Origin of the sequence: Stenotrophomonas sp. SMYL11 (assembly GCF_036320005.1) — a bacterium.
Taxonomy (GTDB): domain Bacteria; phylum Pseudomonadota; class Gammaproteobacteria; order Xanthomonadales; family Xanthomonadaceae; genus Stenotrophomonas; species Stenotrophomonas maltophilia_A.
The window spans coordinates 1-15994 of sequence record NZ_JAWIRS010000025.1 but is presented as its reverse complement, the minus strand read 5'-3'; the positions used below and the strand labels follow the sequence as shown (position 1 = coordinate 15994).

Here is a 15994-nt window from a genome sequence, read left to right as displayed (position 1 = left end):
GCCGCTACAGGCGCAGTCCGGCGCGCGCCTTCAGCAGCTCGCGCAGTTCGTACTTGTCAGTATCGTCCAGGCCCTGCTGGCGCTGCTTTGCCAACAACTCCTCCAGACGTTGCACCAGCAGCTGTTTCTCCAGTTGGGCCACCGCGTCGTGCAGTTCCTGGGTCCAGCTGGCCTCGGTGCCGGGCAGCGTCTGCGCGGCCAGTGTATGCAGCGAGGCCTGTTCCTCACGCCCGTCGAAGTGCTCCAGCAGTGCGCCGGTGCTGATGTCCGGACGCTGCTCGACCAGGTCCAGCAGCTCCAGCAGCAGCTCCACGCCGGGCAGGCGCAGACCCTGGAAGTGGTGCTTGCCCCCCAGCGTCAGTGCCAGCGACGGCTGCTGCAGCAGCACGGCGATCGCGCCGCGCACCAAGCTGCGCTTGGCCACCGGCTGGATCGTGCGCGAGGGCTGGCGTTGTAGTTGCGGTGCGCGTGCTGCCTGGGCATTGCCGCCCAAGCCGGTCAGCTGCGCCAACTGCTGCTTCATCAGGTCGCCGAAAGCGCCGTCGGGAATCTGCGCCAGCATCGGCTTTGCGCGCTCGGCCAGGCGCGCCTTGCCATCGAGCGTGCCCAGGTTGATTTCGCGGGTCAGTTCGTCGAAGAAGAACTGCGACAGCGGCGTGGCCTGCTTCAGGCGTTCGTTGAAGGCCTCGGCGCCTTCCTTGCGCACGATGCTGTCCGGGTCCTCGCCATCGGGCAGGAACAGGAAGAAGGCCTGGCGGCCATCCTTCATGCGCGGCAGCACCGACTCCAGCGCCTTCCAGCCGGCGCGGCGGCCGGCGGCGTCGCCGTCGAAGCAGAAGAACACGTCTGGTGCGTTGCGGAACAGCAGCTCGGCATGGTCCGGCGTGGTTGCGGTACCCAGCGTTGCCACCGCCTGGGTGACGCCGAACTGGAACAGCGAGACCACGTCCATGTAGCCCTCGACCACGATCAACCGCTCGATCTTCTGGTTGGCCTGGCGCACCTGCCACAGGCCGTACAGCTCGCGGCCCTTGTGGAACAGCGCGGTTTCCGGCGAATTGAGGTACTTGGGGCCGTCATCCTTCTCGAACACGCGGCCGCCGAAGGCGATCACCCGGCCACGGCGGTCGAAGATCGGGAACATCACCCGGTCGCGGAACTTGTCGTAGACGTGGCCGCGGTCGTTCTTGGAGAACAGACCGGCGCGGTCGAGCAGCTTCATGCGCCGCTCGTCCTTGCCCAGCGCATCGCGCAGGCCACTGTAGCCATCCGGCGCGTAGCCGATCTGGAAGCGCGCGCGGTTCTCTTCATCCACGCCACGGCCATCCAGGTAGCTGCGGGCCTTGTCGCTGCCCTGCAGGTTGCTCTGGAAGAACTTCGTGGCCGCCTCAAGCGCCGAGTACAGCTCGCGGCTGTCGTCCTGCTGCTGGGGGCTGCGCGGATTCTCGCTGCGCGGCACTTCCATGCCTGCGCGCTTGGCCAGTTCATCCACCGCGTCGAGGAATTCGAGGCGGTCGTAGTTCATCAGGAAGCTGATCGCGGTGCCGTGCGCGCCACAGCCGAAGCAGTGATAGAACTGCTTGGTGGGCGAGACCGTGAACGACGCCGAGCGCTCGTCATGGAACGGGCAACGCGCTGCGTATTCCTTGCCCTGTCGCTTCAACGGCACGCGGCTGCCCACCACCTCGACGATGTCGGAGCGGGCGAGCAGATCGTCGATGAAAGCGTCGGGGATACGGGCCATGGGCAACAGGGCAGGGCGCGGTACAGGACCACGCGACGGAACCGGGGGCGGTCGCCCTAGTTTACCCCTTGTCGGGCTCCTGGCTGGCGGTTGCCGGATCAATGCCGGCTGCGGCCAGGTGATGACGCGCGCGCAGGCGCTCATCGATCACTGCGGTCATCAGGGCGCCAACGAAGAACACGACGGTGGCGTAGTAGATCCAGACCAGCGAGATCACCAGCGCGCCCATCGAGCCGTAGGCACTGCCGGGTGCCACGGTGGCGATGTAGACGCCGATGCCATAGCGGCCCAGTGCGAACAGTGCCGAGGTGATGACGCCGCCGATGAAGGCCTGGCGCCACGCCACGCGACGGTCGGGCAGGTAGTGGTACATGAAGGCGAACCCCACCGCGTACAGCAGCAGGCTCGTGACGTACCCCAGCGCGGGCAGGATCGAGGGCAGTTGCGCGAAGGCCACCTGCAGCACCGTGGTGGCGGTCATCGACAGGATCAGCAGGAAGCCCAGCGCCAGCACGACGCCGAACGAGAACACACGCTTGCGCAGCCAGGCCTTGAGGCCTTCCAGGCGCTCGCCGCTGGTGCGGAAGATCAGGTTCAGTGCGTTCTGCAGCTGAGCGAACACGGCGGTGGCGCCGACGAACAGCAGCAGCGTGCTCCACACACCCGCCAGTGAGCCGACATCCGGCTGGTTGTCGGCGTTCTTCAGAACGGTTTCGGCCACGGTAGCCGCGCTGCTGCCGGCCACCGAGCTGATCTGGTCGATCAGCGCCTGCTGGGCCGGTGGATACAGCGAGGCGGTCAGCCACAGCAGCAGCACCAGCAACGGTGCCATCGACAGCAGGGCGTAGAAGGAGACGGAAGCTGCCTGGGTCAGCACGTCGACGTCGATGAAGCGCTTGGCCACCGCCATCGGGAAGCTGTCCTGCAGGCGCTGGATGTACTTGTGCAGTGACACGGGAACGTTGGGCTCGGGTTCAACCATGTGTGCGGTTGTAGCAGGCGACCGACGAAGACGCGGTGAAGCGGGTGCATCAATGGGGTCAGAGCCCTCCCGCGCTGCGGAAGGGATCCGACCCCGCGTGCGGGCTTACGCCAGCAGCTGCTTGACCAGCTTGGAGACCAGGCCCATGTCGGCCTGGCCGGCGAGCCTGGGCTTCAGTGCGCCCATCAGCTTGCCCATGTCCGCCGGGCCGGAAGCACCGGTTTCGGCGATGGCAGCCTGGATGGCGGCCACGATCTCGGCTTCGCCCATCTTGGCCGGCAGGTAGGCTTCGATGACCACGATCTCGGCGCGCTCGATCTCGGCCAGGTCTTCGCGGTTGGCCGCTTCGTACTGGCTGACCGAGTCCTTGCGCTGCTTGACCATCTTGTCGAGCACGGCGATCACGGCGGTGTCATCCAGCTCGATGCGCTCGTCCACTTCGCGCTGCTTGATGGCGGCGTTGATCAGGCGGATCACGCCCAGCTTGTGCTTCTCGCCCGCCTTCATGGCGGCCTTCATGTCTTCGGTGAGCTGCTGCTTCATGCTCATGAGGAACCTCGTGGTGGTAGGTGGGGCGGGGCGGATGCCCGAACCCGGAAACGCAAAAAGCCGGCGACGCTCGCGCGTGCCGGCTTCGGCTCCATCGCGACAGGCAAGCCCATCGCAATGAAGATGCGTCCGATCAGTACAGGCGCTGACGCTTGGTGACGTCGCGCGACGAGCGGCGCAGCTGACGCTTCACAGCAGCGGCGGCCTTGCGCTTGCGCTCCTGGGTCGGCTTTTCGTAGAACTCGCGCTTGCGGGTTTCGGCCAGCACACCGGCCTTTTCGCAAGTGCGCTTGAAGCGGCGAAGAGCAAACTCGAAGGGCTCGTTCTCGCGGACTTTGACGCTGGGCATGGAATCTCCGGGACACAGTAGAACCGGGTCACGCCCGGCGAGCCGCACATTATAGCGGCGAAACGACAAACTGCAAGCGGCCAACCCTGAATACGGGCCAGAGGTTCGAAAGCAGTGAGACCCGCGCGTCCCCCGAGGGGGCGGCAGGGGCGTCATAATAGCAGGCATGCGAGTCCTTGGCATCGAATCTTCCTGTGATGAGACCGGCGTGGCGGTGTATGACACCGACCTGGCCGGCAGCGCGGCCCTGCGCGCCCATGCGGTCTACAGCCAGATCGCCCTGCACGCCGAATACGGTGGTGTGGTGCCCGAACTGGCCAGTCGCGACCACGTCCGCAAGTTGCTGCCACTGGTACGCCAGACCTTGGCCGACGCCGGTCTGGGCGTAGACGACATCGACGGCGTGGCTTACACGGCGGGTCCCGGCCTGGTCGGCGCCCTGCTGGTCGGCGCGGGCGTGGCGCGGTCGCTGGCCTGGGCGCTGGAGGTGCCGGCGGTGGGCGTACACCATATGGAAGGCCACCTGCTGGCCCCGTTGATGGAAGACGACCCGCCGCAGGCGCCGTTCGTGGCGTTGCTGGTGTCCGGTGGCCATACCCAGCTGGTGGCGGTGGACGCCATCGGCCAGTACCGCCTGCTGGGCGAGACCCTGGACGATGCGGCCGGCGAGGCCTTCGACAAGACCGCCAAGCTGATGGGCCTGCCGTACCCGGGCGGCCCGCAGCTGGCCAGGCTGGCCGAGCAGGGCACGCCGGGGGCCTACCGCTTCGCGCGGCCGATGACCGACCGCCCGGGGCTGGATTTCAGCTTCTCCGGCCTGAAGACCCAGGTCCTGATGGCCTGGCGCGACAGCGACCAGAGCGAGCAGACCCGCGCCGACATCGCCCGTGGCTTTGAAGATGCGGTGGTCGAGACCCTGTCGATCAAGTGCGAGCGCGCGCTGGAAGCGGCCGGGACCAACGTGATCGTGGTGGCTGGCGGCGTGGGCGCCAACAAGCGCCTGCGCGCGCGCCTGCAGCAGATGGCCGAGCGCCTGGGCGGCCGCGCCTGTTTCCCGCGGCCTGCGCTGTGCACCGACAATGGCGCGATGATCGCCTTCGCTGGCGCGCTGCGCCTGCAGGCCGGCCAGCACAGCCCGCCGAAGGTGGACGTGACCCCGCGCTGGGACATGGCGACCCTGCCGGCGGTCTGATCCGGCAGCGCCGGGCCACGCCGGGCGGACGTATTACCGACGCCCTGCCAACGGCGACGCCGCCAACACGGTCGTCGCCCGCTCATGGCGCTGCAGCCAGCCCAGGGTGTGCGGGCAGCGGGCGTGGATCAGCCGCCCGATCGCGGCCAGGTCGGCACCGAGGTCGCGTTCCAGGATAGGTTCGTGGTGCGCGATCCGGTTGCGCAGGTGGCGGATGCGTCCAATGTCTGCGTGGATGGCTTTCCTGATGACACTGGGATGTGCCGAAGGCGCATGACGTAGAACCCCACCAAGTGCGGGTATCCACAGGGTGGAGTCGAAGCGACATGTAAAGAGCTGCTGCCAGAACACCATTGGCAGGTTGGCGACGATCTCAGGTGTATCGGTTACGCGGCTGGCAAGTTGTTCCAGTGCCGTGCGTGGAGAAGTACTGGATGAAGTTGGCAGTCTGCGTCGGAAGGCATCATTCCACGGCCAACGCGGGCCGTGCTGTCGGGTAAGCACAGCTGCAGCGGCGTTGCGAATGACCACCTCGCACAGATGGACCGGCATCATCAGCGCACCGCACATCCGCATGTTCCAGAGATACAGGGAATCGGCAGTGACGTCAGGGCTGCAGGTCGATGCGATTCTCTCGTAAGTCGACAGGCGCTCCGCTGACAACGCGCGCCGCAGTACATCGTATGGAGCCATCGTCATGTGCGGTGGTGAAGGAGGGCTCAATGTTCGCGAGAGTGGGCGGCGACCACCATCAGGGAACGTAGTTGTCCGCGCGGCTGATTTCCTGCGTTTCGCCTCGGGCGAATACCTGACCTGCCCTGTCGGAATTGGCCTTGACCGGCGATCTGGTCCTTGCCTAATCTGCGTGCCTGCGCCACCGGGACTCGCGGCTGGATTCCAGCTCCCCCTGGGGACAAACGGTAGTACCAAAGGGCCCTGCTAGCGGGGCCCTTTGTCTTTTCCGGGCCCGCCCCGTGCCGGCCACCCATCACCCGTTCCGGGCAGGGTCACCGCCGTGCCGTTACCATGGCCCCCTGTATTCGGGCGGGTAAGCGCAATGGACAAGGTTTTCATCGAGGGGCTGACGATCGACGCCCTGATCGGTATCTACGATTGGGAGCGACGGATCCGCCAGGACCTGGTGTTCGACCTGGAAATGGGCTTCGACAACCGTCGCCCTGCGGCTACCGATGACATCGCCCACACCCTGAACTACAAGGCGGTGAGCAAGCGCCTGGAGCAGTTCGTGCGCGAATCGGAATTCGGTCTGGTCGAGACCCTGGCCGAGCGTTGCGCGCAGATCGTACTGACCGAATTCGACGTGAAGTGGCTGCGCCTGAAGCTGAGCAAGCCCGGCGCGGTGCGCGGCGCGCGCGCGGTGGGCGTGATCATCGAACGCACGCGGGACTGACCCGGTCGCGCCGGCCATTTGCCAGCAACCCAGGTAGTGCTGGCCGCTGGCCGGCAACCTCAACAGCAATGCAGAAAGGAGACAACTGATGGTGGACGCGGTGGTGGCGGTACAGTGGCTGGAAAAGCTGCAGAACACACTGGAACCCTATCCCGGCGCCTACCTGGCGTTGATGATCTCGGCCCTGCTGATCGCAGCCGGCCTGGCCAACTGGGTAACCAAGCGCATCCTGGTGCGTGGCCTGCGGCGTCTGCTGCAGCGCCTGCCGGGTGCCGAGTCCGGGCGTGGCAGCCACCTGATGCGGGTCATTTCGCGCCTGTCCAACGTGGTGCCCAGCCAGGTGATCGCCTCGGGCATCACCCTCATCCCCGACCTGCCGCCCAGCCTGGTCAACATCGTCATCAAGCTGTGCATCGTGTGGGCCGTGCTGACGGTATCGATGGCGTTCTCGCACGCGCTGGACGCGGCCAACAGCCTGTACGAACGCAAGCCGGATGCGCGCAACAAGCCGATCAAGGGCTACCTGCAGGTGGTCAAGATCGTGGTGTTCGTCGCTGCCGGCCTGTCGATCGTCGCCACCCTGCTGGGAGTGAAGCTGGGCCCGCTGGTCACCGGCCTGGGCGCGGCCACGGCGGTGCTGATGCTGATCTTCCAGGACACCATCCTGTCGCTGGTGGCCAGCGTGCAGATCAGTGGCGATGGCCGCGTGCGCATCGGTGACTGGATCGAGATGCCCAGCCAGAACGCCGATGGTGACGTCATCGATATCGCGTTGCACACCATCACCGTGCAGAACTTCGACAAGACCATCACCACCATTCCGACCAAGAAGCTGGTGACCGAGTCGTTCAAGAACTGGCGCGGCATGCAGGAGGCCGGTGGCCGCCGCATCAAGCGCGCGCTGTACCTGGACCAGCACAGCGTCGGATTCCTGGACGAGGGCGACCTGGCCTTCCTCGGCCAGTTCGCGCTGCTGCGCGACTACCTGCAGGACAAGGAACAGGAGCTGGGGCAGTGGAACGGGCGCCTGCGCGAGCAGGGCGTGGCCGAGGTCAACAGCCGCCGGGTGACCAACCTGGGCACCTTCCGTGCCTATGTGGAGCGCTACCTGCGCAGCCATCCGGGCATCCACACCGACATGACCCTGCTGGTGCGGCAGCTGCAGCCGACCACCGAAGGCCTGCCGCTGGAGCTGTACTGCTTCACCCGTAGCACCGCCTGGGGCGAGTACGAGGCGGTGCAGTCGGACATCTTCGACCACCTGCTGGCGATCCTGCCGGCCTTCGGCCTGCGCGTGTTCCAGGCCTCCAGCGACGCCATGTTGATGGCCGGGCAGCGCCAGTTGGCCGGCTCGGAGTAAGCTGCGGTGCCCCCGGCGGGTCCATACGGTCCCCGCTGGTGGCTGAAACTGAATGAAGAAACCTCTCGCCAAACGGCTCGGGATCGCTAGAATGCCGGGCTTGTAAACGTTTTCATCAAGGACTGCCGGTGGCCTCCGATCGCATCGAATCCCTCATTGCCCAGATGACCGTCGAGGAAAAGGTCGGCCAGCTGGGTGTCTTCGCAGACATGGTCCGCCCGTTCGCCCCGGACGTGAACCCGGAAGCCAACGTGCGCAATGCCGACCAGGTGCTGCAGCAGGTGCGCGAGGGCAAGGTCGGGTCCCTGTTCAATGGTGTCGGCGCCGAGCTGGGCCGCCGCATCCAGCAGGTCGCCACCGAGGAAAGCCGCCTGGGCATCCCGGTGATCCTGGCCGCCGACGTCATCCACGGCATGCGCACCGTGTTCCCGATTCCGCTGGGCGAGGCCGCCAGCTTCGAGCCGGACCTGGCCGAGCGCACCGCGCGTGCCACTGCCATCGAGGCCACCGCCGCCGGCCTGCACTGGACCTACGCACCGGCCGTGGATATCGCCCGCGACCAGCGCTGGGGCCGCGGTGCCGAGGGGGCCGGCGAGGACGTGGTGCTGGGCTGTGCCTTCGCCGCAGCCCGCGTGCGTGGCTTCCAAGGCGATGACCTGCGCGCCGCCGATTCGCTGCTGGCCACGCCCAAGCACTTCGCTGCCTACGGCGCGGTGATGGCGGGCATGGAGTACAACATGGTGGACATCTCGCCGCAGACCCTGCGCGATGTGCACCTGCCGCCGTTCAAGGCCGCCTTCGATGCCGGCGCGATCACCGTGATGTCCTCGTTCAACGACATCAACGGCGTGCCGGCCAGCGCCAACGCCGAGCTGCTGACCGACATCCTGCGCGGTGAGTGGAAGTTCCCGGGTGTGGTGATCTCCGATTACACCGCCGACATGGAGCTGGTCGCCCACGGCTATGCCGCCGACGACCGCGATGCCACCGCCAAGGCGTTTACTGCCGGCCTGGACCTGAGCATGCAGAGCGGCTTCTATGCCGAGCACCTGCCGGGCCTGGTCGAGAGCGGCGAAGTGCCGATGGACGTGCTGGATGAAGGCGTGCGCCGCATCCTGTGGCTGAAGGAAACCATCGGCCTGTTCGACGACCCGTACCGTTCGCTGGACCCGGCGCGCGAAGCCGATACCTCGCACATCGCCGCCCATGACGAACTGTCGCGCGATGCCGCCCGCCGTTCGATCGTGCTGCTGAACAACCGCGACAACGTGCTGCCGCTGCAGAAGAGCGGGCAGAAGATCGCGCTGATCGGCCCGTTCGTGCAGGACCGCGAGAACATCGAAGGCTGCTGGACGCTGTTCGGCGACAAGCAGCGCTACGTGGACCTGGAAACCGGCGTGCGCGCCGCCATCGGTGATGACACGCTGCTGGAGATCGTGCCGGGCTGCGAGCTGGAAGCCGCGATTCCGGGTGGCACCGAAGCGGCCGTGGCCGCTGCGCTGCGCGCCGACGTGGTAGTGCTGGCGCTGGGCGAACCGCAGCGTTACAGCGGTGAAGCGCAGTCGCGCGTGGAGATCACCCTGCCGCCGGCCCAGCAGGCGCTGGCCGAGGCCGTGGCGATGACCGGCAAGCCGCTGGTGGTGCTGCTGCGCAATGGCCGCGCGCTGGCGCTGCAGGGCGCGGTGCGCAATGCACAGGCCGTGGCGGTGACCTGGTACCTGGGCACGCAGACCGGCCATGCCGTGGCTGATGTGCTGTTCGGCGATTACAGCCCGTCCGGCCGCCTGCCGGTCAGCTTCCCGCAGGTGTCCGGCCAGCAGCCGTACTTCTACAACCACCCGCGTACCGGCCGCCCGGAACTGCCGACGATGTCGGAGTTCAAGGCCCGTTGGCGCGAGATCCCGAATGAGCCGTTGTACCCGTTCGGCCACGGCATCGGATACACCACGTTCGCTTACGGCGTGCCGCAGCTGAGTGCGGCGCAGCTTGGCTGGGACGACACCCTGACCATCACCACCACGCTGGCCAACAGCGGCGACGTGGCCGGCGAGGAGGTGGTGCAGCTGTACATCCACGACCGCGTGGCCAGCCGCGTGCGCCCTGTGCGTGAGCTGAAGGACTTCCGCAAGGTCGCCCTGCAGCCGGGCGAGTCGGCTGAGGTGGTGTTCACCCTGGGCCGCGAGCAGTTGGCGTTCACCGGCCGCGACGGCGTGCTGCGTGCCGAACCGGGACAGTTCGACCTGTGGGTCTGCGCGTCCTCGGCTGCGGGTGAGGCCGTGCAGTTCGAACTGCTGAAGGCCTGATCAAAAAAGGGGACGGAGGGGATTAAGTCGTAAGTGGCACAAACGACGTAATCCCCTCCGTCCCCTTTTTTGTTGTCCTCACTGGCACGGCGCTACCATCGGTGTTCTTGAACCGATGGATGCCCGCGCATGCGCACGATCGCTGTGTTGATTCCCGTCCTGTTGCTGGCGGCCTGTTCGCAGCCGGCGCCGCCGGCCGAGCCTGCGGTGGATGCGCCGCCACCGATGGAGGCCAGTGCTGCGGCGACGCCTGCGGCTGAACCGGCGAAGGCTGCTGAGCCGGCCGGCGCCGCGCCGGCGGATGCGCCCGCGGAAGACGCGCGTGCGCGCATTGAAAGCCTGCTCGGCGATGCCGCGCAGTACGAGAAGGTGTTCAACGCGTTCAAGGCCGCGGTGGTCGGCGGTGATCGCGCTGCGGTGGTGGAGGAAGTGCGCTTTCCGCTGAATATCGCTAACGGAAAGAAGATCACCGGTCCCGGTGAGTTCCAGCGCAACTACGAGAAGATCATCACCCCGGCGGTGGTCAAGGCGGTGTCCGGGCAGGACTTCGGCAAGGTGTTCGTGAACCAGCAGGGCGTGATGATCGGCGATGGACAGGTGTGGTTGAACGGGCAGTGCCTGGACCAGGCCTGCTCGAAGACCGAGGTGAAGGTCATCACCATTCAATGAACGCAGACGGCCCCGCGTGCGGGGCCGTTGCAGGCAAACGTGCCGGCCAGCGGCCGGCACTACCATCCTGTCAGGTCTTCGGGGTGAGCTTCAGCAGGCGCGCCTTGCTGCCATCTTCCAGCAGCCACAGCGCGCCATCCGGGCCCTGTTCCACTTCGCGGATGCGCTCGCCCATGTTGAAGCGCTCGGCTTCGCGCGCGCTGTCACCGTCGAAGGCCACACGCACCAGCGAGGTGGACGACAGGCCGCCGATGAAGGCGCTGCCCTTCCACTGCGGGAACAGGCTGCCGCTGTAGAACATCAGGCCGGCCGGCGAGATCACCGGGTTCCAGGTTACCTTCGGTGCGGCGAACTCCGGACGGGTGTCGTGGTCGGGAATCGGGCGGCCGTCGTAATGGTCGCCGTTGGAAACGATCGGGTAGCCATAGTTGGCACCGCGCTGGATCAGGTTCAGCTCGTCGCCGCCGGCCGGGCCCATTTCCTGCGCCCACAGCTTGCCGTTGGCGTCGAAGGCGATGCCCAGCACGTTGCGATGGCCCAGCGACCAGACTTGGGCAGCGACGCCGCCCTGCGAGGCGAACGGATTGTCCGCCGGCACGCTGCCATCGTCGTTGAGGCGGACGATCTTGCCGAGGTTGCCACCCATATCCTGGGCCGGATCGAATTTCTGGCGCTCGCTGGAACTGATCCACAGCTTGCCGTCCGGCCCGAAGGCGAGGCGATGCCCGTAGTGGCCCTCACCGCTGACCTTGGGGCTCTGTCGCCAGATCACCTTCAGGTCCTTGAGCTGGCCGGCACCGTTGGCGTCCAGCTCCAGCGTGGCACGGGCCACGGCGGCACCGCGGGTATCCAGCGTGCCTTCCTCGGCATAGCTGAGATAGATCACGTGGTTGCTTGCGAACTGCGGGTGCAGGATCACATCGCCGAAACCACCCTGGCCACCGTAGGCAACCTTCGGAACGCCGGTGATCTCGTGTTTCTGGCCGCTGGCCAGGTCCAGGTGCTGCAGCTTGCCGCGCTTTTCGGTGACCAGCAGGCTGCCATCGGGCAGGAAGGTCATCGCCCACGGCTGGTCGAAACGGCTGACTTCGGTGGCGGTGAAGGGCCGCTGCCCGGCGCTGGCTGCAGGGGCCGCAGCGGCCTTCTGCCCGCCAGCATCGGGGCCGGCGGCACTGCAGGCGGTGGTGGCAAGGATCGGCAACAGGCCGAGGGCGAGCAACAGGGGCGTGCGGGTCATGGGTATCTCCAGCGTGGGGATGCGGATGGCCGGGCTCTCCCTTGTATACCACCGGACCGGTGACGGTCGTGGCCCGAAGGTCCTGCGCCCCCTGTGCGGCGGCCGTGGGATCGTCTAGGGTGGGCACGCCCGGGCAAAGCGTGCCCGCCTGACTGCAAGGAACCGCAATGAACGCACCGATCATCCATCGACCCTCGCCGGCCTTCATTGCCGCCTCCTGGGTGGCCCTGCTGCTCGGCGCGGTGGCCTACCTGGTAGGCCTGTTCAATGCGGAGATGCCGCTGAACGAGAAGGGCTACTACCTCACCCTGCTCCTGTTTGGCCTGTTCGCAGCGGTGTCGCTGCAGAAAAGCGTGCGCGACCGCGTCGAAGGCATTCCGGTCAGTGGCCTGTACTACGCCCTGTGCTGGTTCGCATTGCTGTCTGCGCTGCTGCTGCTTCTGGTTGGCCTGTGGAACGCCACCTTGGTGTTGAGCGAAAAGGGCTTCTACGGCATGGCCTTCGCGCTGTCGCTGTTCGGCGCGGTGGCGGTGCAGAAGAACACGCGCGACCTGATTGCCGCCGGTGGCGGCGAGAGCAAGCGCAGCGCGGCCGTGCCGCCGCTGCCGGAACAGGAATGATGCAGCAACGGTAGCGCCGGGCCATGCCCGGCGTTGCCGCATATCGGGTCCGTCAGGGGCCGCGTGCCAGGCGCGGTTCCACCTGCTGCGCTTCCTCCCAGCCACGGCGCACGGCACTGCGTGCCTGCGCCCAGTCCAGGCGGCTGCGGCCGCGTTCACTGGCCCAGCGTGATTCGAGCTCGCGCTCCACTTCCTCGTAGGCACGGATCATGTCCTGCGCACGCGCGGCGTGGCCGATGCGATAGGCCGGCTCGTAGTCCTCGAAGAACAGCTGGTCGTCGTAGTACGGCTCGGCCGTGTAGCGCTCGCGCCAGTAGTTGCTGACCGCGTCGCGCGGCGTGCTGTCGTCCGGTACGCGGCCGGGGATCTGGTACTCGGTCATGGAAGGGCTCCGTTGTGGACGAAACCTGATCGTGCCTGCGTGGCGGTTAACGGCCCGGTCCGGCAGCGTGATCGCCAGATCAATCCGCCGGGCATGCCCCGGCGTTACCGGTTACCCGGCGTCCGCATCCTTGCGCGGCAGCTTGTAGATCACCGCGCCGATGGCAAACGCCACCAGCGCCGCGGCGATGTTCTGCCAGCTGGCACTGGCGAACAGGGCAACGCACAGCAGCAGCGCCAATACTGGAATCAGTGGGCCACCGGGCAGCTTCAATGCACCGGGGCGATCGGCGTAGCGCTTGGCCAGCACCAGCACTGCCGCGGCGGTACCGATGTAGGCGAACAGGCGCGTGGTCATCGACAGCAGCGCCAGCTGCACGAACGAGCCGGACAGGGCCAGGCCGAGTGCGATCAGGCCCTGGCACAGGATCGATGCCGCCGGGGTGTGGAAGCGCGGATGCACCTGCGCCAGGATCTTCGGCCCGTAGCCATCGCGTGCCAGTGCGAACAGGAAACGCGGGCCCATCATCATCGTGTTGCTGTTGGTGCCGAGGATGGAGATGGTCGCGCCGACGGTCAGGATCAGCGCCAGTGCCTCGCCACCGAAGCCGGCGGCGGCATCGGCCAGCGGCGTGGCCGAGCTGGCCAGGCCGCCCAGCGTGCCCTGCGCCACCACCTGCACCGCGCCGTAGATGACGGTGACGGTGATGATCATGGTGATCAGGGCGAACGGAATATCGCGGCGCGGATTGCGGTACTCGCCCGCAGCAGCCGGGATGTTCTCGAAGCCGGCGTAGGCGTACAGCAGCAGCAAGGCGGCTTCACCCATGCGCTGCAGGTCATGCGGGTCCGGACGCTGGCCGGAGAACGCCAGCTGCGGATCGATGTAGAACACACCGATGGCCACGAACAGCAGCAGCGGCAGCATCTTGCCGATCACCAGCACCACGCCGGTGCGCGCGGCCGAGCGCACGCCGATGATGTTGACGCCGGTGAGGAAGCCCAGCGACACCACGATCACCGCGATGCGGCCCATGTCGGCGCCGGCCCACGGCCAGAAGCGCGCGACCGCATCGGCCAGCGCATTGCTGAGTGCGGCCGCCGAGCTGATGCGGGTCAGCCAGATCATCCAGCCGATCTCGAACCCGGCGAATCGCCCGAACGCCTCACGGGCATACAGGTAGCTGCCACCGGGTTCATCGAAATAGCTGGCGGCCTGCGCGTAGCAGAGCACCAGCAGGGCAACGACGATGCCGGCGGCGACCACGCCCCACAGGCTGAAGGGGCCGAGCAGGGCGACGGTGGCGGCCGGCAGCAGGTAGATGCCGCTGCCGATCACGTCGTTGATCGACAGGCCGACGATCTGCCAGCGGCTGACCGCGCGCTGCAGCTGCGGTTCGTCCTGCGCGCTCAACGGGCGTCTCCGCTCAGTGCGGGGAGCTGCCACTGGGCCTGCAGGCGCTTGTATTCGGTGCGCGGCAGCAGCACGAAGCGCGGGGTGTCCTGCGGGCGCAACCAGTCCAGCAGGGCCTGCATGCGCGCCTGTGGCATGGCGGTGCAGCCTGCGGTGGCCTCACCCGGCTGGCGCCAAAGGTGGGCGAAGATGCAGCTGCCCTTGCCGGGTTGGTTGTCCGGGTTGTGGGCGATCACAAAGCCTTCCTGGTAACGCACGTCGCCCTTGTTGTGCAGGTCCAGCCGCATCGGCTCGGTGGAGCCCTTGACCGCTGCACTGCCGACCTTCTTTTCATCCACGATGCGGTTGTAGAACGGAGAGCCGGGCACATCCATGCAGTAACTGCTGTCCAGCATCGGCTGGTAGGGCATGGCGGTGCCGGGACGTGTAACGGCATAGCCGAACGCGCTGCCCAGCGCGAACACGCCGGCCGGGCTGCGGCCATCGCCTTCCTGTTTCTGCGGGCCATCACCCTGTGCAGGATGCAGGCCCAGGCCCCAGGCACTGCCGGTACGGCCGAGCGCCACCGGGAATACCTGCCCATGTGCATGCCAGCCCTTGCCATCGCGCACATAGGCCTGCAGTTGCCCCTCGGTGCTGTCCCAGCTTTCGCTGGTGACCACGATCAGCTGGCGCGCACCATCCAGCGGCGCAGCGTGGACGGACAGCGCTGCAGCAAGCAGCAGCGCAGCGGTAGCGAGGCGGACCAGCGATTTCATCAACGTGCGCTCCGGTCAGGAATCCAGCAGGTGGTCGATCCGCTCCAGGTTCACCGCGAGCTGCTGCTGGCGATCCGGATTGGTGTGGCAGAGCAGAACGAACAGGAAATCGAGCAGCGCGTGCATGGCGCTACGGTACAGCAGCTGCGCGACCTGCGGCGTGCGGTCGTGCGCACACACCACCAGTGTTGCATCAGCATGCGCGCGCAGTGGGTTGGCAGTGTGGCGGGTGATGGAAATCACCTTGCCACCCATGTCCTGGAACTGGCGCGACAGCTGCGAAAGCTGCGGCAGGTTGCCGAACTCGGAGAACACCAGCAGCGCATCGCCGGGGCGCGCGGCCGACAGGTTGGCCAGCATCAGGATCGGGTCGGTATGCGGCACCACCAGCAGCCCGAGCAGCGACAGCCGCATGGCGAACTCCCGCGCGTACAGGCCGTCATCCCCCAGGCCGTACACGAACAGTTTCGGTGCCCCGTCGAGCAGCTGCACGATGCGCTCGATCTCCTCGCGCTGGTTGGCCTGTCGGGTTTCCTCCTCGGCCAGGGCCTTGCTGCGGCGCAGGGCGTCGCCCAACCGCAGGTAGTCGTCGCCGCTGTCGGGTTCGCTGGGCGCCTGTTGTGGATCGGCACCGGCGCGAGCCACATCCTGGCCGATCGAGTACTTCAGGTCCGGGTAGCCCTTGAAGCCGAGCTTCTGGCTGAACTTCACCACGCTGGACTGGCTGATCCCCAGCGCGCTGGCCAGCTGCTGCGACGAGTAGTCGCGCAGCAGGTGGGCGTTGTCGAGGATGAAGTCGGCGATGCGGCGTTCGATGGCCGACATCTGCCCGCGCTCGGAGCGGATCTTCAGCAGGGGCGGCATGCGCGGAGTCCGGGTGTCTGCAAAGGCGTTGCGGTTGGCAGCGTAGAGCGTGTCATGGAACGGGTCGGGGGGGGGGGGGGGGGGGGGGGGGGGGGGGGGGGGGGGGGGGGGGGGGGGGGGGGGGGGGGGGGGGGGGGGCGGCTGGGGGGGGGGGGGGGGGG

At 67.1% G+C, this 15994-nt stretch carries 16 protein-coding genes; 6 read left to right on the top strand and 10 right to left on the bottom strand.

The window, feature by feature from the left end:
* Positions 1 to 4: 4 nt before the first annotated feature.
* From dnaG to rpsU, 4 genes are all read right to left on the bottom strand, one after another.
* Positions 5 to 1744 carry a DNA primase gene (gene dnaG / locus V3B46_RS21315; RefSeq protein ID WP_106466852.1) on the bottom strand — a complete coding sequence of 580 codons (1740 nt, stop codon included), beginning with the start codon at positions 1742 to 1744 and terminating at the stop codon, positions 5 to 7.
* 61 nt (positions 1745 to 1805) lie between these two features.
* The gene (locus V3B46_RS21310) at positions 1806 to 2726 is read right to left on the bottom strand and encodes a YihY/virulence factor BrkB family protein (RefSeq protein ID WP_329892847.1); all 921 of its coding nucleotides are present in this window, start codon (positions 2724 to 2726) and stop codon (positions 1806 to 1808) included.
* A gap of 105 nt (positions 2727 to 2831) precedes the next feature.
* Positions 2832 to 3275 carry a GatB/YqeY domain-containing protein gene (locus V3B46_RS21305; protein WP_154262065.1) on the bottom strand — a complete coding sequence of 148 codons (444 nt, stop codon included), beginning with the start codon at positions 3273 to 3275 and terminating at the stop codon, positions 2832 to 2834.
* Positions 3276 to 3408: 133 nt separating this feature from the next.
* Positions 3409 to 3624 (bottom strand): 30S ribosomal protein S21, encoded by a 216-nt coding sequence (gene rpsU, locus V3B46_RS21300; protein ID WP_002808376.1) that lies wholly within the window; start codon positions 3622 to 3624, stop codon positions 3409 to 3411.
* Positions 3625 to 3790: 166 nt separating this feature from the next.
* Here rpsU and tsaD point away from each other — a divergent pair, with 166 nt between their 5' ends.
* The gene (tsaD, locus tag V3B46_RS21295) at positions 3791 to 4816 is read left to right on the top strand and encodes a tRNA (adenosine(37)-N6)-threonylcarbamoyltransferase complex transferase subunit TsaD (protein ID WP_154262066.1); all 1026 of its coding nucleotides are present in this window, start codon (positions 3791 to 3793) and stop codon (positions 4814 to 4816) included.
* A gap of 33 nt (positions 4817 to 4849) precedes the next feature.
* Here the strand turns inward: tsaD and V3B46_RS21290 are convergent, their stop codons facing one another.
* Positions 4850 to 5515: a hypothetical protein gene (locus V3B46_RS21290; protein ID WP_049454524.1), complete on the bottom strand. Its 666-nt coding sequence runs from the start codon at positions 5513 to 5515 to the stop codon at positions 4850 to 4852.
* A 358-nt stretch (positions 5516 to 5873) separates the two neighbouring features.
* Between V3B46_RS21290 and folB the strand changes: the two genes are divergently transcribed.
* The 4 genes from folB (at position 5874) to V3B46_RS21270 (ending at position 10559) form a co-directional block, all read left to right on the top strand.
* Entirely contained in the window at positions 5874 to 6227 is a 354-nt protein-coding gene (gene folB / locus V3B46_RS21285; protein WP_019336361.1) for a dihydroneopterin aldolase, read from the top strand.
* 88 nt (positions 6228 to 6315) lie between these two features.
* Positions 6316 to 7587, top strand: a complete 1272-nt coding sequence (locus V3B46_RS21280; RefSeq protein ID WP_329892846.1) for a mechanosensitive ion channel family protein — start codon at positions 6316 to 6318, stop codon at positions 7585 to 7587.
* A 128-nt stretch (positions 7588 to 7715) separates the two neighbouring features.
* On the top strand, positions 7716 to 9890 hold the full coding sequence (locus V3B46_RS21275) for a glycoside hydrolase family 3 N-terminal domain-containing protein (RefSeq protein ID WP_329892845.1): 2175 nt from the start codon (positions 7716 to 7718) through the stop codon (positions 9888 to 9890).
* A 129-nt stretch (positions 9891 to 10019) separates the two neighbouring features.
* Complete coding sequence (locus V3B46_RS21270; protein ID WP_329892844.1) at positions 10020 to 10559, top strand: hypothetical protein; 540 nt, start codon at positions 10020 to 10022, stop codon at positions 10557 to 10559.
* Positions 10560 to 10629: 70 nt separating this feature from the next.
* On the opposite strand, the gene V3B46_RS21265 is transcribed toward V3B46_RS21270, so the two are convergent.
* Positions 10630 to 11796: a PQQ-dependent sugar dehydrogenase gene (locus V3B46_RS21265; protein ID WP_329892843.1), complete on the bottom strand. Its 1167-nt coding sequence runs from the start codon at positions 11794 to 11796 to the stop codon at positions 10630 to 10632.
* Positions 11797 to 11963: 167 nt separating this feature from the next.
* Here V3B46_RS21265 and yiaA point away from each other — a divergent pair, with 167 nt between their 5' ends.
* Entirely contained in the window at positions 11964 to 12416 is a 453-nt protein-coding gene (gene yiaA / locus V3B46_RS21260) for an inner membrane protein YiaA (RefSeq protein ID WP_329892842.1), read from the top strand.
* 52 nt (positions 12417 to 12468) lie between these two features.
* Here yiaA and V3B46_RS21255 read toward each other — a convergent pair whose 3' ends face one another.
* The 4 genes from V3B46_RS21255 to V3B46_RS21240 all read right to left on the bottom strand — a co-directional run bounded on the left by V3B46_RS21255 (position 12469) and on the right by V3B46_RS21240 (position 15833).
* Positions 12469 to 12798, bottom strand: coding sequence for a hypothetical protein (locus V3B46_RS21255; protein ID WP_032130379.1), 330 nt, complete (start codon positions 12796 to 12798; stop codon positions 12469 to 12471).
* Positions 12799 to 12909: 111 nt separating this feature from the next.
* Positions 12910 to 14211 (bottom strand): APC family permease, encoded by a 1302-nt coding sequence (locus V3B46_RS21250; protein WP_329892841.1) that lies wholly within the window; start codon positions 14209 to 14211, stop codon positions 12910 to 12912.
* Positions 14208 to 14969: a L,D-transpeptidase family protein gene (locus V3B46_RS21245; RefSeq protein WP_329892840.1), complete on the bottom strand. Its 762-nt coding sequence runs from the start codon at positions 14967 to 14969 to the stop codon at positions 14208 to 14210. Before V3B46_RS21245 ends, V3B46_RS21250 begins: the two co-directional genes overlap by 4 nt.
* Positions 14970 to 14984: 15 nt before the next feature.
* Positions 14985 to 15833 (bottom strand): MurR/RpiR family transcriptional regulator, encoded by an 849-nt coding sequence (locus V3B46_RS21240; RefSeq protein ID WP_329892839.1) that lies wholly within the window; start codon positions 15831 to 15833, stop codon positions 14985 to 14987.
* Between the last annotated feature and the right edge of the window lie 161 nt (positions 15834 to 15994).